The organism is Nocardia sp. NPDC052001 (genome assembly GCF_040680615.1).
Taxonomy (GTDB): Bacteria; Actinomycetota; Actinomycetes; order Mycobacteriales; family Mycobacteriaceae; genus Nocardia.
Genome location: NZ_JBFAXC010000022.1, coordinates 1 through 19,664, shown reverse-complemented (window position 1 = coordinate 19,664; position 19,664 = coordinate 1). Strand labels below are relative to the sequence as shown.

Annotated in this window: 21 protein-coding genes; 9 read left to right on the top strand and 12 right to left on the bottom strand. The window is 65.1% G+C overall.

Annotation, left to right across the window (positions count from 1 at the left end):
• Positions 1–104 precede the first annotated feature (104 nt).
• Positions 105–539 carry a hypothetical protein gene (locus AB0L82_RS42440; protein WP_364650887.1) on the top strand — a complete coding sequence of 145 codons (435 nt, stop codon included), beginning with the start codon at positions 105–107 and terminating at the stop codon, positions 537–539.
• Between the two features lie 54 nt (positions 540–593).
• Here AB0L82_RS42440 and AB0L82_RS42435 read toward each other — a convergent pair whose 3' ends face one another.
• Together AB0L82_RS42435 and AB0L82_RS42430 are read right to left on the bottom strand one after the other, a co-directional pair.
• Positions 594–1,142 carry a hypothetical protein gene (locus AB0L82_RS42435; RefSeq protein ID WP_364650884.1) on the bottom strand — a complete coding sequence of 183 codons (549 nt, stop codon included), beginning with the start codon at positions 1,140–1,142 and terminating at the stop codon, positions 594–596.
• A gap of 136 nt (positions 1,143–1,278) precedes the next feature.
• Positions 1,279–2,016, bottom strand: coding sequence for a MerR family transcriptional regulator (locus AB0L82_RS42430; RefSeq protein WP_364650881.1), 738 nt, complete (start codon positions 2,014–2,016; stop codon positions 1,279–1,281).
• Positions 2,017–2,217: 201 nt separating this feature from the next.
• On the opposite strand from AB0L82_RS42430, the gene AB0L82_RS42425 reads away from it, so the two are divergent.
• Positions 2,218–2,571 (top strand): DUF1707 domain-containing protein, encoded by a 354-nt coding sequence (locus tag AB0L82_RS42425; RefSeq protein WP_364650878.1) that lies wholly within the window; start codon positions 2,218–2,220, stop codon positions 2,569–2,571.
• Between the two features lie 5 nt (positions 2,572–2,576).
• On the opposite strand, the gene AB0L82_RS42420 is transcribed toward AB0L82_RS42425, so the two are convergent.
• Positions 2,577–4,964, bottom strand: coding sequence for a tetratricopeptide repeat protein (locus AB0L82_RS42420; RefSeq protein ID WP_364650875.1), 2,388 nt, complete (start codon positions 4,962–4,964; stop codon positions 2,577–2,579).
• A gap of 126 nt (positions 4,965–5,090) precedes the next feature.
• Positions 5,091–6,620 (bottom strand): amino acid permease, encoded by a 1,530-nt coding sequence (locus tag AB0L82_RS42415; protein ID WP_364650872.1) that lies wholly within the window; start codon positions 6,618–6,620, stop codon positions 5,091–5,093.
• Positions 6,621–6,822: 202 nt separating this feature from the next.
• On the opposite strand from AB0L82_RS42415, the gene AB0L82_RS42410 reads away from it, so the two are divergent.
• Both AB0L82_RS42410 and AB0L82_RS42405 read left to right on the top strand, forming a co-directional pair.
• Positions 6,823–7,866, top strand: a complete 1,044-nt coding sequence (locus AB0L82_RS42410; protein WP_364650869.1) for an SPFH domain-containing protein — start codon at positions 6,823–6,825, stop codon at positions 7,864–7,866.
• Positions 7,867–8,016: 150 nt separating this feature from the next.
• On the top strand, positions 8,017–8,694 hold the full coding sequence (locus AB0L82_RS42405) for an HNH endonuclease family protein (RefSeq protein WP_364650866.1): 678 nt from the start codon (positions 8,017–8,019) through the stop codon (positions 8,692–8,694).
• 17 nt (positions 8,695–8,711) lie between these two features.
• Here the strand turns inward: AB0L82_RS42405 and thrS are convergent, their stop codons facing one another.
• The 5 genes from thrS to AB0L82_RS42380 all read right to left on the bottom strand — a co-directional run bounded on the left by thrS (position 8,712) and on the right by AB0L82_RS42380 (position 12,423).
• Positions 8,712–9,929, bottom strand: coding sequence for a threonine--tRNA ligase (gene thrS / locus AB0L82_RS42400; RefSeq protein WP_364650863.1), 1,218 nt, complete (start codon positions 9,927–9,929; stop codon positions 8,712–8,714).
• A gap of 176 nt (positions 9,930–10,105) precedes the next feature.
• The gene (locus AB0L82_RS42395) at positions 10,106–10,774 is read right to left on the bottom strand and encodes a hypothetical protein (RefSeq protein WP_364650860.1); all 669 of its coding nucleotides are present in this window, start codon (positions 10,772–10,774) and stop codon (positions 10,106–10,108) included.
• 433 nt (positions 10,775–11,207) lie between these two features.
• The gene (locus AB0L82_RS42390; RefSeq protein ID WP_364650857.1) at positions 11,208–11,495 is read right to left on the bottom strand and encodes a hypothetical protein; all 288 of its coding nucleotides are present in this window, start codon (positions 11,493–11,495) and stop codon (positions 11,208–11,210) included.
• Positions 11,496–11,604: 109 nt separating this feature from the next.
• Positions 11,605–12,024 (bottom strand): Dabb family protein, encoded by a 420-nt coding sequence (locus tag AB0L82_RS42385; protein ID WP_364650854.1) that lies wholly within the window; start codon positions 12,022–12,024, stop codon positions 11,605–11,607.
• Between the two features lie 129 nt (positions 12,025–12,153).
• On the bottom strand, positions 12,154–12,423 hold the full coding sequence (locus AB0L82_RS42380; protein WP_364650851.1) for a hypothetical protein: 270 nt from the start codon (positions 12,421–12,423) through the stop codon (positions 12,154–12,156).
• A gap of 166 nt (positions 12,424–12,589) precedes the next feature.
• On the opposite strand from AB0L82_RS42380, the gene AB0L82_RS42375 reads away from it, so the two are divergent.
• Positions 12,590–13,201, top strand: a complete 612-nt coding sequence (locus tag AB0L82_RS42375; protein WP_364650848.1) for a hypothetical protein — start codon at positions 12,590–12,592, stop codon at positions 13,199–13,201.
• A gap of 57 nt (positions 13,202–13,258) precedes the next feature.
• Here the strand turns inward: AB0L82_RS42375 and AB0L82_RS42370 are convergent, their stop codons facing one another.
• Complete coding sequence (locus AB0L82_RS42370; RefSeq protein WP_364650845.1) at positions 13,259–13,576, bottom strand: DUF222 domain-containing protein; 318 nt, start codon at positions 13,574–13,576, stop codon at positions 13,259–13,261.
• 126 nt (positions 13,577–13,702) lie between these two features.
• On the opposite strand from AB0L82_RS42370, the gene AB0L82_RS42365 reads away from it, so the two are divergent.
• The 3 genes from AB0L82_RS42365 (at position 13,703) to AB0L82_RS42355 (ending at position 17,118) form a co-directional block, all read left to right on the top strand.
• The gene (locus AB0L82_RS42365) at positions 13,703–14,467 is read left to right on the top strand and encodes a GNAT family N-acetyltransferase (RefSeq protein WP_364650842.1); all 765 of its coding nucleotides are present in this window, start codon (positions 13,703–13,705) and stop codon (positions 14,465–14,467) included.
• 205 nt (positions 14,468–14,672) lie between these two features.
• Positions 14,673–15,665 (top strand): hypothetical protein, encoded by a 993-nt coding sequence (locus AB0L82_RS42360; RefSeq protein WP_364650839.1) that lies wholly within the window; start codon positions 14,673–14,675, stop codon positions 15,663–15,665.
• Positions 15,658–17,118, top strand: coding sequence for a hypothetical protein (locus AB0L82_RS42355; protein ID WP_364650836.1), 1,461 nt, complete (start codon positions 15,658–15,660; stop codon positions 17,116–17,118). Before AB0L82_RS42360 ends, AB0L82_RS42355 begins: the two co-directional genes overlap by 8 nt.
• 428 nt (positions 17,119–17,546) lie before the next feature.
• Here the strand turns inward: AB0L82_RS42355 and AB0L82_RS42350 are convergent, their stop codons facing one another.
• Positions 17,547–18,131: a dihydrofolate reductase family protein gene (locus tag AB0L82_RS42350; RefSeq protein ID WP_364650833.1), complete on the bottom strand. Its 585-nt coding sequence runs from the start codon at positions 18,129–18,131 to the stop codon at positions 17,547–17,549.
• A 92-nt stretch (positions 18,132–18,223) separates the two neighbouring features.
• On the opposite strand from AB0L82_RS42350, the gene AB0L82_RS42345 reads away from it, so the two are divergent.
• On the top strand, positions 18,224–18,631 hold the full coding sequence (locus AB0L82_RS42345) for a hypothetical protein (RefSeq protein ID WP_364650830.1): 408 nt from the start codon (positions 18,224–18,226) through the stop codon (positions 18,629–18,631).
• Between the two features lie 7 nt (positions 18,632–18,638).
• On the opposite strand, the gene AB0L82_RS42340 is transcribed toward AB0L82_RS42345, so the two are convergent.
• Positions 18,639–19,664, bottom strand: a 1,026-nt coding sequence (locus AB0L82_RS42340) for a phosphotransferase (protein ID WP_364650827.1), incomplete at its 5' end; no start/stop codon positions are given.

The following is a 19,664-nucleotide window of genomic DNA, read 5'->3' as shown; positions in this document are numbered from 1 at the left end:
GGACTCGATTTCGCGCTTCTCATTCAGGGGAACACTGGCCAAGTCACTTAGTGGAACACTAGTTGATGTAACGCTATCTAACGGCACATTAGAAGGAACCAGTGATGAGCGTCCCCACCATCCGCAAGATCGTCGCCTCCTCCCTGCTCGCCGCCTCGGTGGCCGTGGTCCCGGTCATGACCGCGGCCTCCGCGACCGCCGCACCGGCGAACCTGCTGGTCCACGCGGGCGGCAGCCATGACAGCGACCACTCCGGCGGCGGCAAGAACAGCGGCGGCAAGGAGACCGGCGGCCGCTACGGCCGCGGCCCCCAGGCCAGCGCGGGTGCCGACAATCGCAGCCTCGACGGCCGGAACCTCGGCACCGGCAACACTCAGGGTCGCCGCATCGACGAGCAGGACAACGGCGGCGACACCACGGACAACCGCCGCGGCAGCGACCGTGACCAGGCCCCCGGCGCCGGCGACGCGCCCTGGGACAACGGCCACAGCGACGACGCGCAGTCCAACACCCGCGTGCCTGTTGTCCGCGGCAAGTGAACACACGAAAAGGCCCTTACCGGAATCGATTCCGGTAAGGGCCTTTTCGTGTGTTCAGCTGAGTACGCCGTCGTAACACATGCTCGAGGAACGCCACGTTGCCGCGGGGCGGACGACCGGGGAGTCGAAGACCCAGTCCGAGATCGGGCCGACCGCCTTCCACATGATGGTGCCGCCGACCACGAACAGTTCATAGACGTCGTCGGTGCCCGGGATGAGCTGGTTGCCGACGCAGTAGTCGTTGTAGGCACTACCGGGCTGGCGAGCCCCGGGGCTGAACTGCCCCACTGGATTACCGGTCCCCGGGCTGAAGACCGTATCGCCGCGATGCCCGCCGGTCGGACCGCGGAACCACCGCGCCGCACCGAAAGCGTCTGCGCCGCAGGTGAATGCCGAGCCGCCGGCATAGAGCGTGCCGCCCTGCATGTAGCCCGCGCCGTCCCAAAGGCAGGGCACTCGCGAAGCCTGTGCCTGCGCGGGGGTGGTGGCCATTCCGAAGGTGAGCGCGCCGAAGGCGGCCAGGGCGGCGGACAGCACGCGGGCGCGCCGTCCGATCCGGGGATTGTGAACAGTGGTCCGAGGGCGCGTAGTGCTCGTGAACATCGATGTCTCCATTACCGTCTGCCGCTCCGCGCCGAGATGTACCCGTGCTGCGGCTCTGTCGCTGACATCGCTAATGTACCGATGACTAACGGCACATTAGGGCCGCGTGTAGCCAGACGTGGGAAGCAGACGACCGTCAGGAATCGGGGTTCAGCACCGCGCTGATCTCGACATCCTGGGCGAGTTGACGATCGATGAGACGGTTCAGCAGACCCGGCGCGGTATGGCCGGGGACCACCCGCAATGTATCGACGCGGGCACTGAAATCGGCGATGTCCGCCGCGGTTCTGTCCGAATTCGAGAATGCCCCCCAGGCGTGTTCGCGCACCAGATCCACCACGCGGCGCGCGATTCGATCGCAATCGGCCTTGAGCCGCTCGACTTCGCCGAGCCCGGCCGCGATCGGCACCCCGGCGAGTTCGAGCCGGTCCAGCAGACTCGCGAGATCGGCGTCGGCGATCCGGTAGGTGGTGGCATCCACCGGTTCGAACACCCCGGCGGTCACCACCCGGGCGAATCCGTTCGGCACCTCGGCGAAGCGCTGTTGCAGATCGGTGGCGGTGACCACGGCCTGATCGTCCCCGACCTCGCGGGGCAGCTGATCGGACTCGGGCACGCCGAGCAGATCACCCAGATCATCGCCGCGGTCGAAGGCCGCCAGCAATTCCTTGATTCCATTGAGTTTGATGCCACGATCAAGCAATCGGCTGATGGTGCGGACTCGATTGAGATGTTCCGCCCCGTAATAGCCCGTTCTCCCGCGCACCTCCGGCGGCGGGAGAACCCCCCTCTCGTGATACACGCGGACGCTGCGCACGGTGCTGTCGGCAGCACGCGCGAGCTCGTCGATCGTGTATTCGGGCCCTCCTGTCATATCTAAAGGAAACCACATCGAGGCGGTGCGGGTCCTATGCCTGGTGTCGCGCCGATCGATGCGCCGTTCGGCGGCGGGTTACCCCCGCTGCCCGCGTCGGCGGGGCGGTTCCAGCGTCGACCCTGATGGACGATGGAATCTCTTCCCGCCGTTGGCAATTGGTCCGGCGATGCGGGGGCGAACCGGCTCTATCCTGACTCGATGAACGAATCGTCGCACACCCGGGTGAGCGAGGACGAACGCGAGCGCGCCCTGGGGGAACTGTCCCGGCACTTCAGCGGCGGCCGCCTGACCGCACCCGAGTTCGAGGAACGCAGCACCGCGGTATGGGCCGCGGACACCCGGCGGGAGCTGGCCCAGACCTTCGCCGATCTGCCCGCGGCCCCCGCACTGGTGCCCGGATCGGAGGTCGGCCCGATCCCCGGGATGGTGGTGCGGGCCGGTGCGGTCGCGATCGCGGCGACCGTGTGCTGGCTGGTACTGGGAAATGTGCTGTGGCTATTGCTGTTCGGCGTGATCCCGGCGCTGCTGCTGCTCGCCAAGCGCCGGCGATGACACCGCTACCAGCGGGTGTGCGGCCGAATATGGTTGGCCAGATCCACCAATCGATAGCGATGGAAGCGATCGGCGACCGTGCGCGCCAGATCACGCAGGCTCGACTCCAGACCCATTCGCAAGCCTTCCTCGGTCATCGGGAATCCGAGAATCATGACCGCCGGGCGTTCCGGACGGCCGCCGCCGCGTAGGCATTCCAGCGCCGCGCCGATCACGATCACCCGCAGCTGTGCGGTGCGGGGCTCGTCGGCCAACTCCTCGAGCCGGGCGGCGGCGGTGTCCAGATCGGTATCGGTGATCTCGGCGACCGGACGCGAGACCAGCAGCAGGCAGCCGGTCAGCCTGGTCACGGTGAAATGCCGCGAGGACTCCGGCACCTGGTCCAGTATTTCGACCGCACCCAGTGTCGCTCCGTCCGCCACGAGTCGCCGGGCCAGTCCGACCGCCGCGCTGATCACGCCGTGATTGACCTGCCACACCGTGCGGTAGTACTCCAGCGCCGCCGTACGCCATCGCTGTGGATCGGCAACGGCGGACTCGGTTTCCACGGCCAGTTCCGCGCTGGCGGCCAGCGCCAGCAGCGGTGCGATCTCGCCCGGCAGCAACGCCGCGACGGTCTCGAAATGCCGGTACGCGCGATCGGGGTGCCGGTCCAGCAGCGCCGCCACCCCGACGAACCATTCGATGCGCCAGTCCTGGGCGTACCGGGGCAGCAGTTCGGCGAGCAGCTCACAGGCGGGCAGGGTGTGGCCGAGGTCGAGATGGGCCCGTACGGCGGTCAGGGCGCCCTCGAGCTCGTAGGAATCGGGTGCGGCGATAACACCCGACAGAATGCGACTGTGCATGCGGTGCAGGGCATCCAGGGCGTGCCGGGGTTCGCTGTGCAGCAGTCCGGACAGCAGGTTCGCCGACGGGTCCTCGCTGTCGATGAGCGGCACCGGTAGCGCCGCGGCGATATCGCCCGGATCGACCCGGGAGGTCTCGATATCGCCGTTCACCATGCCGTCGGTGCGGGCGATGAGCGTCTGGACGCCGAAATCCGCTCGCATGGAACCGAATTCGATCGAACGCTGCGGATGCTCGGTGCCGGTGTCTGCCGCCAGCACCATGCGCAGCACCCCCGCGAGCTGGCAGTACATGGCATAGGCGGAGGTGAAGCGGCGATTCGGGTCCTTGGCGACGGCGCGGCAGAGCAGGCGATACAGCGCCGGATAGCGGCGCAGCACTTCACGATCCATCGGATCGGGGATGCCGGGCAGATGGTTGCCCTTCTCATCGCGGCCCAGGTCCAGCACCAGCGCGGCCAGGGTGCGCCCGACCGAATAGATGTCCGAGGCGATGGTGGGGCCGGTCTCGGTGATCTCGGGCGCTTGATATCCGGGGGTGCCGTACAGACTGCCGAAGGAGTCCATGGCGGCCACCGCGCCGAGGTCGATGAGCTTGACCTCATCCTCGGTGACCATGATGTTGTCGGGCTTGAGGTCGTTGTAGGCCAGGCCGAACGAGTGCAGATAGTCCAGTGCGGGAAGCACTTCCATCACGTACGCGATGGCCTCGGCGGCGGGCAGGCGCTCGCCGCGGTGTTCGAGCAGTGATTTGAGCGAGCGGCCGCTGACGTACTCCATCACGATATAGCCGTCGGGCATATCGCCGCCGGTGCTGTGCTTGACGAAGTTGTAGATCTTGACGATGCCGGGATGCGCTACCTCGGAGAGGAATTGGCGTTCGGCAAGGGCCACCACGTGGGCTTCGAAATCGAGCGGATTCTGTAATCCCTTGAGCACCACCGGCCGATCGCTCACATTGCGGTCCACCGCCAGATAGATCCAGCCCAAACCGCCGTGCGCGAGACAGCCCTGCACCTCGTATTGGTCGGCGATCAGATCACCGGGTGCGAGCGGGGGACGAAAATTGAAGGGCGAGTGGCAATTCGCGCACGCTCCGCTCACCTGGGCGGGGTGGTCGCGGCTGCGGCGACCGACCGGGCGATCGCATTTCCAGCAGAACCGTTTGGGTTCGGGCACTTCCGGGTTCTCCAGCACCACCTGTTTCGGGTCGATCGGTTCGACCCTGGGCAGCTCCACCAGGCCACCGCCGAGACGGCGCACACTGGGGCGGGATCTGGCGCTGCGGCCCGAGGACAGGGCGGCGTCGAATTCACTCTCGGACAGATCGACGGTCGCTGCCGTCGCGTCCGTAAACCGCTGGGAGACTTCTCTTTTCATACTGGGCGGCGTAATCGGTCGCTCAGGCGCATGCGCGATATCGGCCTTACCGGGCCGCCGGGTCGCCCAGGGGTGAGCCATCCGCGCGGGCATCTCCGTGCCGCGAATACGCCGGTCGGCCCAGGGATTGGGGCGGCGGCGGTCGGATGTGCTGGGTTGGTCCGGCATGGATACCTCTCGCCCACCGTGGAATCGAGGTCCCATTCTGGGGGCACGACGCATACCGCGCGCACGCCGTATTCCCCACCGTGGGAAGGGAGTTCTCCACGATGGGGTACGGGGCACCGGTTTTCGCTACTGTTCATCCTTCCTTTCAGCTGCCACCAGTTCGGCGGGCGCGTCCTGCGGGCGCGGGCGGCGCTCCGCGATGACCGGATACTGGCCGGTGAAGCCCTGGCGAGCGGCGGCCACCGACTGGACCCGCTTGCGCACCAGGAACCAGCCGCCGACCAGGATCGGAGCCATCACCAGGACGGTGCCGAGCACCGCTCCGCGCTGCACCTCGTCGTCACCGAAGGCCATCAGCAGCACGACCGCGGCCAGGAAGACCAGCGTCGCGTAGCTGGTGTAGGGCGCACCCATCAATCGGAACGAGGGGCGTTCGGCCTGTCCGGCCCGCCACTGCTTGTACAGCGCCAGCTGGCACAGGATGATCGCGGTCCACGAGGCGATGGTGCCCAGCGCCGACATGTTCAGCACGATCTCGAAGGCCTTGTCCGGCACCAGCGCGTTGAGTACGACTCCGATCAGAGCGATGGCGCCGGTGGCCAGGATGCCGACGTACGGCACACCCGTGCGGGACATGCGGGCCGCGACCGCGGGGGCGCTGCCGTTCATCGACATCGAGCGCAGGATGCGCCCGGTCGAGTACAGACCGGCGTTCAGGCTGGAGAACGCCGCGGTCAGCACCACCAGGTTCATGATCGAACCCGCCGCCGGCACACCGAGTTTGGCGAAGAAGGTGACGAACGGGCTCACCCCGGCGTGATACGCGGTGTACGGCAGCAGCAGGCCCAGCAGGATCAGCGACCCGACGTAGAACAGGGCGATGCGGGCGATCACCGAGTTGATGGCCCGGGGCATGATCTTCTCCGGGTTCTCCGCCTCACCCGCCGCCGTGCCGACCAATTCGACTGCGGCGTAGGCGAATACGACACCGGTGGTGACCAGCACCAGCGGCGCGAGGCCGACCGGGAACAGGCCGCCGTGATCGGCGATAACGCTGAAACCCGTGGTCTGGCCGTCGACCTTGAAGCGGCCGCCCAGGAAGATCGTGCCGATGATCAGGAACCCGACCAGTGCGATGACCTTGATCAGCGCGGCCCAGAACTCGAGTTCACCGAACCATTTCACCGAGATGAGGTTGATGCTCACCACGATCGCCAGTGCGATGAGCGCGATGGTCCACTGCGGGATCACCTGCATCGCGCCCCAGTAGTGGATGTAGGTCGCCACCGCGGTGATGTCGACGATGCCGGTCATACACCAGTGGAAGAAGTACATCCAGCCGACCGCGAAAGCCAGCTTCTCCCCGTAGAACTCGCGGGCGTAGGAGACGAACGAGCCCGAGGACGGGCGGTGCAGCACCAGCTCGCCCAGTGCGCGCAATACGAAGAATACGAAGATGCCGCAGATGCCGTAGAGCAGGAACAACCCGGGGCCGGCGCTGGAGAGGCGGCCACCCGCGCCCAGGAACAGACCGGTGCCGATGGCTCCGCCGATCGCGATCATCTGCAATTGACGCGGACGGAGCGACTTGTGATAGCCCGCGTCCTCGTCGGCCAAGGCGTCCGTGGGCGCATCGGGCGGGTGAACGGTAGTCATGTGGGACCTTTCAGGTGATCCGGGTCATATCGATGTCGAATGTACCGTTAAGCAACGGCACATTCAATACGTAGAAGTAGTTGACATCACATGGAAACACGCACGTAAACAGCCCAATCCTGGGAAGTCGCACTGGTTGACAGGTGCTATGTGCCGTTATATATCGATACATTCAGCAAGTCGCATGGCCTGGGAGGTCCGTATGGCATGGTTCGAGCGCGAATTCATAGCGGTCCCCGAGGCCCGCAAGAACCAGCTCGTCTACAAGTGGCCGGATCTGAACATCCGGCGCTACAGCCGCGCCATAGTCAACGCCGATGAGACGGCGTTGTTCGTGCGGTCCGGCAAGGTCATCGCGGCCCTGGGCCCCGGCAGGCACCGGATCGACGCGGACGAGCTCCCGGTGTTGGGCGCGCTCGTCGACACCCTGACCGGCGGCAACCTCTACCGCGCCGAACTGTATTTCGTTTCCGGCCGCGAACTACCCGGCAACAAGTTCGGCGGCCGCCTCACCGATATCGTCGATCCGATCAGCGAACAGGTCGTCACCCTGCGCTCCTTCGGCGAATTCGCGCTGTCGGTGCGCGATCCGGCCGAACTGATCACCGGGCTCACCGGCACCGCCGATCCGACCGATCCGGACGCGGTGTCGCGCTGGTGCGCCAACCTCCTGCTCAAGTGCATGAAAATTGCTGTCGCGCAGGGTGTCTCGAAGGGTGAATGGCCGGTGCTCGGCCTGTCCGGCCAACTCGCGCAGATCGAATCCACGGTCCTACGCGAAACCAACACCCTGCTCTACGAATACGGCCTGCGCGTCCCCCGGATGGGCAACTTTGACATCACCATGGCCGCCGAGGACGCCGACCGCCTCAAACGACTGGCCAAGGACCGCACCTACATCCACCTGACCGGCGACTTCAACCGCTACGCCGCAGGCGAAATGGCCATCGGCGCGGGTCAGGGCATGGCCCGCGGCGGCAATAGCGATATCGGATTCCTCGGCGCCGCACTGGGTCTGAACACCCTCCAACAGTCCCCCACCCCCTGGACCCCGGCCCCCGCCATCACCGAATCCCGTACCTGCCCCACCTGTCACAGCTCCCGCCATCTGGGCGCCCGCTTCTGCGGCGACTGCGGCACCGAACTCACCACCCCCGTCCAGCACTGCCGAAACTGCGCCGCGGAACTGCGCGCAACCGCGAAGTTCTGCGTCAACTGCGGCACGCCCAGACCCTCACCGAACTGAGCCCGCGCCGGCACCGCAGGTTCGGACTTCCGCACAGCGAACTCCTTTGAGGTACTGCATAATTGGCAGCTGCCAGCCGGGTCATCGGCTGGCAGTCCTGTTTTGAACGCTTTATCCGGCAGTGGTTTTCACTGCTTCGAGGAATTCCAGATGAGAATCACCAGGGTAGCCGCGAGTGTGCTCGCGGCCCTGTTCCTGCTGTGCGCGTGCAAGTCCACTACGCCTCCGATGGGGCCCAATACCGCTGGGGGACAAGACGGGACGCTATCGGCGGCTGACGCGATCAAGGCGTTGGCGAAGCTGCCGATCAAGGACAGCGCGGCAATGACCGGGTATTCGCGTGATGAGTTCGGGCAGGCGTGGACCGATGACAATGACGCGCCCGGCGGGCACAACAACTGCAATACCCGTGATGACATCCTGCGGCGGGATCTCACCAAGGTGAAACCCGCCACCGGATGCCAGGTGGAGACCGGGACGCTGAAGGATCCGTACACCGGCAAGAGCATCAACTTCGATCGCGGACCGAAAAGCACCGCGGTGCAGATCGATCACATGGTCGCGCTCGCCGATGCGTGGCAGTCCGGGGCACAAAAGCTCAGCGCGGACAAGCGGCGCGATCTGGCCAATGATCCTCGCAATCTGATGGCCGTCGACGGGCCGACCAATGAGGCCAAGGGCGACCGGGACGCGGCCACCTGGCTACCGCCTCAAACGTCCTTCCGCTGCACCTATGTCGAGCATCAGGTGCAGGTGAAGACGCTGTATGGACTGTGGGTGACGCAGGCCGAGCACGATGCCATCGAGGGTGTCCTGAAGAGTTGCTGACCGGACGGCAGTAGGTATCAGTCGGTCCACAGACCGGCGTCATGGGTCTGGATCAGTGCCCGGATTCGGGCGATGACGTCGGCGACCGGTTGAGCGGGCAGACGGCGTCCGTCGCGCAGGCGGATCGCCACCTGCCCGTTATCGGCTTCGGCCGGGCCGAGAATGAATTGGTATGGGGCCAGGCGGGTTTGGCGTACCCGCGCGGACAGGCTGCCCGCGTCGGCGTTCACCACCTGTACGCGTAGATCCGCGTTCAGGCACTCATCGCGGAGTCGGGCGGCCGCGGGTTCCTGAGCTTCGGACACCGGCAGCACCACGACTTGCACGGGTGCGAGCCAGGCCGGGAAGGCTCCGCCATGCTGCTCGATCAGGTGCGCGACCGCGCGCTCGACGCTGCCGATAATGCTGCGGTGCACCATGGCCGGGCGATGCTTGGCTCCGTCGGCGCCGATGTAGTGCAGGTCGAATTGCTCGGGTTGGTGGAAGTCGACCTGCACGGTGGACAGGGTTGATTCACGCCCGGCATGATCGCTGACCTGGATGTCGACCTTCGGGCCGTAGAACGCCGCTTCGCCCTCGGCGGCTTCGTAGGGCACACCGGATCGATCGAGCACCTCGCTGAGGATTTTACTCGCGCGCTGCCACATCTGCGGGGCCGCAACGTATTTCCCGCCCGCTCCTGGGAGTGAGAGGCGGTAGCGGGCACCGGTGATCCCCAGGGCCCGGTAGGCGGAGCCGATGAGCGCCAGTGCGGCGGATGCCTCGTCCGCGACCTGGTCCAGGGTGCAGAAGATGTGCGCGTCATTGAGCTGGATGCAGCGCACTCGGGTCAAACCGCCCAGCACACCGGATAATTCGGAGCGATACATCGCGCCGAGCTCGGCCATGCGCAGCGGCAGTTCACGATAGCTGTGGGATCGGGAGCGATACATCACGGCATGATGCGGACACAGGCTGGGCCGCAACACTATCTGCTCACCGCCGATGGTCATCGGCGGATACATGTCCTCGTCGTAATGTGCCCAGTGGCCGGAGATCTCGTACAGTTCCCGCTTGCCGAGCACCGGTGAGTACACGTGCTGATATCCCGCTCGCCGTTCGACGGTGCGGATGTACTCCTCGAGACTGTGCCGCACGATCGCGCCATCCGGCAGCCAGTACGGGAGCCCGGCCCCGATCAGTGGGTCGGTGTCGAACAGGCCGAGTTCCCGGCCGAGTTTGCGATGGTCGTACACGTGGATCTTCCTTCCGGTAGAAGGCGGATGACCACATGCGAAAGCCCCGGGCATCCGCCCGGGGCTTCGATCAGAACAGCATCAGCGCGCCGGGATGTACTCCGGCGTCGTGATGACGTGAGCGCGCTGCATGCCGGGCACGGTACCCCGCACCGATTGCCCGGCACAACGGATTATCAGCACCGGTGATGAGCTTCCCGGCCCCAGGCCGCTTTCCTGGCGTCCATTTCGTCGGCATGAACATAGTCGCGGAACAGCTGATTCGCCCGGTAGCCAACGCTTTCCGCGGCGCGGCCGAGTTCGCCGAGATCCTGCCACCGGTGTGCGCGATCCAGCAGCTCGGCCGCCAGCAATGCCAGCACGGGAATCGGACCTGCCGTGGCAGTGGCGATCAGCGCTTCGCCACCCACGGTTCCGGCCCACACCCGGCGCAACTCATCGGCATCGCAGCGTTGCACGAACTCCAGCACACTGCCCGGCTTGTTCTCGGCGCAGTCCATGATCAGCCTGATCGCGACCGACCGCTGGCGGTGCGCGAGATAGTCGGTGACCGTGAGTGCGGGAGGAATGGTGTCCGCGACCGGAATAGGTCGGCGGGCACCACGATTCGCGCCGCTGCCGAGGTCATTGCCGCTGTAGTCGAGCATCTTCTGCAACTCGGATCCCGACAGCGTGAACACCCAGTCGGGCAAGCGCGGGCAGACCCGCTTGGGCGGCCGCTTCTCCTCAACTGTTTCGAGCGGCGACGCCTGTCCGGACTCGCCAATGGGCGCCCCCAAGCCGCCATCGGACCGACGCCGCAGCAGTTGTCGTAATCGCGCCGTACGAGAAGTGTTGTCGGACATAACGAACCCCCTTGGACCGGATCCCGGCGCATGCACACCGCGAACTCTCCACGCTAGCGCCGGAATTGGTTCCCGCCCACAAGTCGTGACACCACCGGTACCAACCGCAATTCTCGACCGACGCGACTCAGTCGACCGCGGCTCTGCACCGCTCGCAGGCATGGATGCCGTCGGGATGCCACAGGTGGCGCATAACGCACACTTGTTCCCTGGGCAGACCACACAAGGTCGTGTCGCCCAGAATTCCGTGTTCGGGACCTGAGAGTTATAGTGCCCCAGCGACATCCATAACAAGACGCGAAGGCGGTATCTCACCTTCAGCTTGCCGGGTATGAATCAGTTCAACGGCGGCCGCGAATCGAGCTTCCACTCCATCATCATGACCACCGAGCTTCCGATGTCGAACACCGCTTGGTTCAGCCTGCGGGAACCGCTAGTGGTAGCCGCAGATGAATGGGCTGCTCGAGCCGAGGAGGTCGCAGGCCACCAGTGGGAGTAGCTTGAAGAACACTTGGCTGGAGCCCTGGCTCACCGAGAACCCCACGTCGCCGTGGGCGAGGGCGTCGAAGGATCCATCGCCGGAGGCAATGGCCGGTGCCGCGGGTTCGTCGGCGGCGGGTTGCAGGGTCAGCGGGGCGGCGGCTGCGGCACCGGCCGTTGCGACGGCGAGCAGGCATCCGGCGGCCACTACGAGAATGCGTTGGCTGGCAGTGGCTTTCATGGGTGCTCCTCGCGGGTCTTGATGTGGGTGCCACCCTACGCACATCAGAAGCGTGCCAATTTCAAATGCCTGCCCCCATTTCTGTGGTCGGCGCGGCCGCAATGTGAGCCTAGTTGTTCCCGTGCCGACCCGGGGCTGCGCTGCCGTGGTATTCGCCGAGATCCGAAACCAGCTGGGTGACTTCGGGGTAGTTGTCATAGCGGCGCTGGTGCAGGGCGGCGATTTTCGCGGCGAGTTCAGGGTCGGGATCGTCGGCGATGTCGAAGGATACGAATTTGTCGACGAGGGGGAGGCCGATGCGGTCGGTGTGCAGGTGGGACGGGTGGATGAGGTACTCCCAGTAGCCGTCGAGGTCGTCGATGATGTACACCGCGCCGTAGTCGTATTCGCCCCCGTGATCGGGGCCGACGATGAAGTGCCGGACCGATGGGATCTGACGGCCTTGATTGCGCAGGCTTTCCAGGGCTTCTTCGAGTTTGTCGGCGGGGACTCCGGGCTTAACGGTGAAACGATTGCCGTGGTAGATCATCGTTTTCAACCTTCTGATCGGTGTTTCCTCTTGCGAGCCAGTCGAGTGAGTGACTGCTCGATCACTGCGTGAGTGACTGTACACTCACTCTGTACGGCTGTCACCCCCGCGCGGATTTTCATTGGCTCGTCACCGCTGCCGGGTCGGCCGCAGGAGGATCTCGCTCACGTCAGCGTCGGCGGGTTGATCGATGACATACGCGACGGCCACGGCTATCGCGTCTGTGGTGATGGCATGCGCCCAGTACGCGCGCATCGCTTGTGCCGCAACGGGTTCGGTGATGAAGTCCGCCGGATCGGTGACATCGAGGCGCATCAGGTGCAGGTCGCCATCGGTGCGTTCGGCCAGTGCGCGGAGCCGGTCGAGACGCCGGGCGCCCGCGAGGACATGATGTCCCACAGCGATGGCTTCGCCGATTCCGCTGCTGGCACCGGGCCACCATCCGTGAGAATCCCTAGCTGGACACGGCTGCGGGACTCGGTGCTGCTGAGCGCCGATGCGAGCCCGCACAGGATCCTCACAATTCCGGCGCGGAGCCTGCACATCGCCGATATAGGTTGCTGTGATGTTCGTCAAATATCTTCGATCTTCCGCTATTCCATTGTGCGCCTTGGTTTTAGCCGTGGTCGCGCTGGGCGTGATGCTGCATCGCGGGTGGATAGTCACGAAGTTCTGGATCTTCGCTTTTCCGTTGCTGCTGGCGATATTCGCGACAGTCTTGACCTTCTTCGTGCTGGCGCTGTATCTGGCCGCGCGCAGTGGGCGACGGGGGCCGCTGGCGGCAACCGCGGTACTGACGTTGATCGGGCTCGGCGGGCCGATTTTTCTGTTCTTCGATACGGAAGCCAATGCGTGGACCCGGTTTTGGCTCGAGAGACCCGCATTCAGCGCTATCGCGGCGATGGAGCTGCCGCAGGATCGGAAGATCGAGTACTACGGTGTCGAGCTGCCCGTGCACCTGTGTTTCGTGTCGGCGAACTGCAGGGTGGCGGTGATCGGCACCAGCGGTGGACATCCGGTGCGGTTCGTGCCCGACTACATCGGGATCCCCGACGACGCTTTCGGATACGGGCATTTCGTCGGAACACCCGAGCCCGGACCGTATGACGGGTTCGGCGAACCCATCTGCCCCACAATGGAATTGGGGGGCGGTTGGTGGTGGCTCGACTTCTGCTAGCACGCTTCGAACGATGACCACCCCAACGGTCACCCCCGAGCAAGATCGGGCACGGGCTCAGCTTGCTGCCGCCAGGACCTTCCACACTTTCCTGGAACGGGAGCGGGCCTGCGGCGCGGCGCATTCGATTCGGCGGCGGGCTTCGTTGGCACTGATTCGAAGCAGATCGGTCAATAGGTCCACGGTGTCGCGGTAGCCGGTATCGGCGGCCAGGCCCCGGCGCTGGGCTTCGGCGACGGCGGCGCGCATGGCGGCATCGAGCCGCTTTCGGCGGCGTTCGGTTTCGACGAGAGTGCGCAGCAGGTCGACATCGGTCAGGTCCGGCCATCCCGGTGCTGGTGCATCCGGCGCCAGCGCGATCGAATGTGTGTTCACGCGTGACAGACTACCCCAGGATAGAACATATGTTCGAGTATTCATGGTGCTGAATCCGGCTGTGCAGCGGATCAGTGCTGTTGGATGTACCGAGGTGGCGGCAGTTCCGGAATGGAAGGGGTCACGATGAGTTCGAGCGAGCCGGTTCTCGATGACCGGGGAGTCCCCTGCGCATTCTTCGAACGAGACGAACATGGCGGCAGGCCCTGGGCCGATGAAATAGTGTGCGCGCCAGGGTATTCCAGCGATGACGCAGCCGACGCCGTAGTGCGGGCTCTCGCGGGCTGGGGCGGTACCGCCGAAGGCGCGTTCGGATACGCGCTCGTGAATGCGGGAGCACAGGTCATCCGCGTCTTCCACACCTACACGCTGCCACTGCCCCCACCCGAACCCGAACCGGAACCGCCCGCCGGGCTGCGCGTCGTTCCCGCCGGTGAGACCAAGCCAGCCGCTCTGCACGAGGCATTGCTGGCGGCATATCCACCGAGCCATCCCGACTACGACGATGACGCTTTGCAAGCCCTGAACGGGCTCTACGACGGGACACTCATAGGCCCGATGCTGCCGTGCAGCATCGTGGCCTGGGACGGCGATCGGGCCGTCGCGGCGGTCCTGATCCAGGATTACGAGGGCGAGCCGCCGCTCGGAGGTCCATGGATTTCGGAGGCCTTCCGGCAGCCCGGGCCCGCGTACGCCGGACTGGGTACGCTCCTACTCCGCTGCGCGATTGCCCGCGCGAGCAGCGCGGGCCTGACGACACTGGGTCTGGCCGTCACCGAAACCAATCCGGCGCAGGCTGTTTACGAGCGACTCGGGTTCACCCGGACCGCCTCCTGGACGAAGATGACATTCCCCGGCATCGATACTCCGCGCGCGCAGTCAAGCCGGTGACGCCCTTCGGCATGACCCTGCTCGGGCCGGTCTACACGCCATCCCCGTAGCGTGCAATTCGCTGATTCCGCTGCTGCCCCACACCTTTCGAAGATCGAATGTGCGTATCTCGATTCGTTGGTAAGGGTGTATCCGGTCCAATCTGCCGCGTGTGGTCGATATTCTCCGTTATGTTGTTGAGCCACAACGGTCTTGGAGGGGCGCAATGGTAGAACAGCTCGACGTGGGCAACGCCAAGGAGAGCATCGGCAGGACCGTCGACAGTATCGGCAAGGCGGCGCGAACCGCTTCCTCTCAGTTCGCCGGGCAGGTCGGCAACGTCAAAGGTGTTGCCAGAGACCGGGTCGAGAAGCTGACCGCGAAAGGGCTGGACCCCTACGACGTGGCCGTGGCGGAGTACAACGGCGTCTTCACGGCGATGGCCGACCGAGGTCTTTCGCTATTGCGCCAGCGCGAACGTTCGACGGACCTGATCGAGCTGGTCGAGCAGTTGGTGAACAGCATCGCCAACACCCCGAAATCATTCGACACCGACTTCGACGAGATCGAGGTACATCGGAAACGGTTCCTGCACACGGAGGATTTCGCGCAGAAGGAGCTGGAAGCGGCGCGCGTGTCGGCTGCCGGTGCCGGCGCCGGATTCGCGGCGGGCACCGCGGTGGCGAGTCTGGCGCCGTCGGCGGCGATGTGGGTAGCCACAACCTTCGGGACGGCCTCGACCGGCACCGCGATCTCGACCCTCTCCGGGGCGGCAGCCAGTCAGGCAGCACTGGCTTGGCTCGGTGGCGGCGCGGTGGCCGCCGGTGGCGGCGGTACGGCGGCGGGCACCTCACTGCTCGCACTGGCAGGCCCGATCGGCTGGACCATTGCGGGCGCAACCCTTCTCGCGTCGATCGCTCTGTTCGCGAAGAAGAAGTTCGAGAATCGAGAGGCGAAATACGAAGCGCTGACTGCGATAAAGCGCAACACCACCCTCGTCAAAGACATGGATGCGCAGATCGACGATCTCCTTCAGCGGACGACTTTGCTTCGCGAAGGGCTGGTAAAGAGTTACGGCGAAGCGCTGGTGCACTTCCGCGCCGATTTCCAGACGCTCGCCCCTGCCGAGCGGTCGACACTCGCTGCGCTGGTGAACAATACGAAGTCGTGCGCGGCCATGCTTACCATGCGCGTCGAACAGGATGCCGATGGTGAGTGACGCTGCCAAGTTCGTCACGAACACCCAGGAACAGGCCGTTGCGTCCTGGGTGAGTTACCTCAACCAGCTCCGCGTAGACACCCTGCTGAGCGCACTCGGCCAGCGGGACGAACACCTTCGGGATGCGCTCGCCAGTGTCGATGAAGCCGTCCGGAAGATCGACCTCGAGGTGGTCGCCGCCAACCGCGGCGGACAGCACGGCATGCACGGCTTCATCGCCGAGATCGCCGAGGTCGGGATCGGCAACGCACGGAAGCAGGTCCTCGGCCACGAGGCCGTCTATCAGTGGGTCAACGACAACGGACCCGTCGATCTGATGCGCGGAAGTGTCGAGATCCAGCAGAAGTTCGTTGCGGCGGGCGGCCGCTTCTCGCTGGGCGCGATCGCCGAGCACCTCGAGAAATATCCCGAATACGTGCGCAACGGTGGGAAATATCAGATTCCCCGTGATCACTTCGAGGTGATCCAGCGACTACAGGCCTTGTCGCCCGAGGAGGCAGGCGAGCTGCTCTCACGCAGCGGCGATGGGCCTTCCCTCAGAGACTGGCAGCGGGTTCAGGGGTTCTTCCAAGGCGGATCGATCAGGTTCGAATCGCTCGAGCCCTCGACGCTCGAGTACAACGAGGTGCAGCGCGGTGTCTACGCCTCGACCATGGCGGCGGAAAAGGACTCGCTTCGCGCCACGGACCGCTCCCTGCGCGATGACGCCTACCAGAGCAGCCGACCGACGCTGCGAGAAGCAGGCACGGTCGCCCTCACGGCCGCCGCGACCGCGGGCGCGACCACGTTCGTGCTGGCGGTGGTCGCCAAACGTCGGGAAGGCAAGCGGCTCAACGAGTTCGGCGGGCGTGACTGGATCGACATCGCGGGCGAGACCGGCTCAGGTTTCGGTAGGGGCGGCGTCCGAGGACTGAGCATCTACGCGCTCACGAATTTCACCGCGACCTCCGCCGCCGTCGCCAGCTCGATCGTCAGCACATCCTTCAGCATCGCCGAGCAAGCCAACAAGCTGCGCCGGGACGAGATCGACGAACTCGAGTTCATCGAAACCTCCGAGCTCATCGCCTTGGAGGCCGCCGTATGCGCGCTGTCCTCTTTCGTCGGCCAAGCCGCCATCCCCATCCCTATTCTCGGAGCCGTCATCGGCACCACGGTCGGCACAGTGATGTACAAGGCCGTCGCATCGTCGTTGACGAAACGAGAGGCCGCGCTGATCAAGCGCTACCTCGACGAGCAGCGCACGCTCGACGAGCAACTCGCCACCGAGTACCAGGCGATACTCGACAAGCTGGACAACAGCATGTCGGACTATCTCGGACTGCTCGAACGAGCCTTCTCGCCCGACGTGCAGGTCGCGCTCGTCGGATCAATTGAGCTAGCTGTGGAACTCGGCGTGGCTTCGAACGAGATCCTGGATTCCGACGAGAAGGTCGACGCGTACTTCCTCGATTAGCGAGAAAGGCGCGGCAACAACGATCCGCCGAGGTGGTCGGCGCTCTCATGAGGACTCCGGACAGGCGCATCCTGGTAACCGAATTATCCATTGCCGCAGTAGAGTTGGCGGTGGCCGCGTTGGCCCCGCTGATCCCGGACGCTCCGGGCATCCATGGACCGCCCGAATCGGCTGCGGAGTTCGCGCGATGCTGGACTGCACTGCGGGGCCGAGAGTTTCAAGTGGCCAACAGCATCCGCGCCTATCAACTCACCGAGCTCCGGCCCGCATACGCGCCGGGATCGCCACGCCTGGGTACGGCAGCGGATCTCGAACTATGCCTGCGTTGGACCGACGAGTTCGCAACGGAGATAGCCGAACTCCCATTCACACCGAAACGCCCTGAGGCTTCGGGAATCCGTTTGTCGTAGAGTCGATTTGGCGCGCGGTCAGCGCCTGGTCTCGTATCGGGTCAGCATCACGCCGCCGGGAAATGTCTTGGTTTCCGCCAAGTTCAGGTTCACCCAGCTGTCCAGTGCGGTGAAGAAGGGCGTGCCGCCGCCTACCAGGACCGGGTGGGTGACGATCACGTACTCGTCGATCAGCCCCGCGCGCATGGCTGCCGCGGCGAGCGTCGCGCCACCGATGTCCATCGGGCCGCCGTCCTCCGCCTTGAGTCGGGTGATCTCGGCGACCGCGTCGCCGGTGACCAGGCGGCTGTTCCAGTCGACCCTGCTGATCGTCGAGGAGAACACCACTTTCGGCATATCTCGCCAACGCCGGGCATACGCTATCTCCGCCGGTGTGGCCCCGGGGTGCTGGTCGGCGGTCGGCCAGTGCGGACTCATCGCCTCCCACAACTTGCGCCCGTACAGCGACAGGTCCGTCGCTGCCACCCGGTCGGACCAGAACTGGAACAGCTCGTCACTCGGCGACGAGTCCGGCCCCTCACCTCCACTCCAGCCGAGGTCGTCGCCCGGCGCGGCGATGTACCCGTCCACCGTCACATTCATGCCGAAGGTCAGTTTCCGCATGCGTCAGCCTCCCGTGCGTCGACTCAAACGTACAGACGGATGCGGCGCGAAATACCGATCGGCGCGCGGCGCCGCACAACGATACTGGCGCTATGGAAATGAATCTGCGCGCATGGACCGGGGACTTTCATGATGTGTCCTGGGCCGAGGTGGCTGAGGTGTATCGCGTGATGTCCGATCGCTATCCCGAGTTCCGGCACATGACCGACATCGTGGACAGCGTGCTGCGGTCCGGGTGCGATCTGCAATTGGCAGGACAGACCTCGATGCATGATCTGGTTGTGACTTCTCGACCGATATCGACACCGCCTATCGAAGAAGTCGTCGTTCGTGCGCCCGGCTCGCTTGTGCCCGTGGCCGACGGCACCGTTGTCATCGACGGCCTGTCCGACTTGGGGAACGCCAAACGCGTCACCGCCCCGGTTGATGAAGCAGTGACCCTGTTCTGGCAGTACATCGCTGCCAGCTTCGGTGTCACACCCGTGAAGACCGATGGGTGACGGCGACTCAGTCGAAACCGGCCAGTTCTTCGAATAAGCCTGCCAGCGCGGTGTGGTCGTCTTCGCTGCCGGTGTGTGGAGCGGTGAACCACCGGGTGTACTCGGCGATTTCGGAGAGGCGCCAGTCGAGTGCGAATAGTTCGACCATCAGAGGGTCGGGGTGCAGAAGGTCGGGGGCCACCGAGAGTAGGTCTGCGTAGTCTCGTTCGGGCGGGGCGAGCGCAAGGGATTCCCAATCGACCAGCCGGAGACCCTGGGCGGTGACGACCTGATTGTCGTTGTGTGGCTCGCCGTGGGTTGGCACCCATGAATCCTGTTGGGAGAGCGCTGTTTGCGCCAGTTCGAGGTAGCGGCCGGTCCAGTGTCGGGTCGCGTCGATGTGCGCCACCAGAGCGAGCCGGGCCTGTTCCGCCAGTGGGCCGCTGGCCCAGGGGTCGGCTGTGCGAGCCCGCAACTCGTCGGCGAAATTCGAGGCGACCTGTGGGATCCATAATCGGATGCCCTCGGGTGGGGTGGCCTGATGCAACTCGTCCAGTGCGAGAACGACTTCGCGGACATGCCGAGGTTCGCGAGCTTGCTCCTCGGTAGGGCTCCGGCCCTGCAACCACGGCGTCACACTCAATGCACCGGTCCCGAAAGTGACGGTGAATTTCCCGGATCGAGCAGGTAGCGGAGCACACACCGTGGCCAGACCGGTGCCGGCCAGGGCAGCCGCGCCCGCGTAGGCGGCTTCGAGTGAGGCCCCGGTGTGCCGCGGGGCCAGCTGGTCCAAAGTGACGAAAAGGGTTGTGTCTCCGCCGCTCACGCGCCAGTGGTGTGCGCCGAAACCCCACGGCAAGTACGTGATGCCACTGATCTCGGGCAACCAATGCGTTGCGACCGCGTGCGCGATCGCCTCGTCGGTGATGAACTCGGGACGGGAAAGCACAAGGTCGCATCTTAGACCGTGTCTCACGTGGATGATTTCGCTCGTGTTTTCGCGAGCTTCTTGTAGCCGGTCAGTGCGGCAGCCAGTGTGAGAAAGGCCAGGTAG

Bases quoted from the DNA above. Each gene is read 5' to 3' on its own strand.
- AB0L82_RS42345 (WP_364650830.1), top strand. From the start codon at position 18,224: ATGGAAATGAATCTGCGCGCATGGACCGGGGACTTTCATGATGTGTCC.
- AB0L82_RS42430 (WP_364650881.1), bottom strand. From the start codon at position 2,016: ATGACAGGAGGGCCCGAATACACGATCGACGAGCTCGCGCGTGCTGCC.
- AB0L82_RS42360 (WP_364650839.1), top strand. From the start codon at position 14,673: ATGGTAGAACAGCTCGACGTGGGCAACGCCAAGGAGAGCATCGGCAGG.
- AB0L82_RS42385 (WP_364650854.1), bottom strand. From the start codon at position 12,024: ATGATCTACCACGGCAATCGTTTCACCGTTAAGCCCGGAGTCCCCGCC.
- AB0L82_RS42435 (WP_364650884.1), bottom strand. From the start codon at position 1,142: ATGTTCACGAGCACTACGCGCCCTCGGACCACTGTTCACAATCCCCGG.
- AB0L82_RS42395 (WP_364650860.1), bottom strand. From the start codon at position 10,774: ATGTCCGACAACACTTCTCGTACGGCGCGATTACGACAACTGCTGCGG.
- AB0L82_RS42410 (WP_364650869.1), top strand. From the start codon at position 6,823: ATGGCATGGTTCGAGCGCGAATTCATAGCGGTCCCCGAGGCCCGCAAG.
- AB0L82_RS42350 (WP_364650833.1), bottom strand. From the start codon at position 18,131: ATGCGGAAACTGACCTTCGGCATGAATGTGACGGTGGACGGGTACATC.
- AB0L82_RS42415 (WP_364650872.1), bottom strand. From the start codon at position 6,620: ATGACTACCGTTCACCCGCCCGATGCGCCCACGGACGCCTTGGCCGAC.
- AB0L82_RS42440 (WP_364650887.1), top strand. From the start codon at position 105: ATGAGCGTCCCCACCATCCGCAAGATCGTCGCCTCCTCCCTGCTCGCC.
- AB0L82_RS42365 (WP_364650842.1), top strand. From the start codon at position 13,703: ATGAGTTCGAGCGAGCCGGTTCTCGATGACCGGGGAGTCCCCTGCGCA.
- AB0L82_RS42425 (WP_364650878.1), top strand. From the start codon at position 2,218: ATGAACGAATCGTCGCACACCCGGGTGAGCGAGGACGAACGCGAGCGC.
- AB0L82_RS42390 (WP_364650857.1), bottom strand. From the start codon at position 11,495: ATGAAAGCCACTGCCAGCCAACGCATTCTCGTAGTGGCCGCCGGATGC.
- AB0L82_RS42420 (WP_364650875.1), bottom strand. From the start codon at position 4,964: ATGCCGGACCAACCCAGCACATCCGACCGCCGCCGCCCCAATCCCTGG.
- AB0L82_RS42375 (WP_364650848.1), top strand. From the start codon at position 12,590: ATGTTCGTCAAATATCTTCGATCTTCCGCTATTCCATTGTGCGCCTTG.
- AB0L82_RS42405 (WP_364650866.1), top strand. From the start codon at position 8,017: ATGAGAATCACCAGGGTAGCCGCGAGTGTGCTCGCGGCCCTGTTCCTG.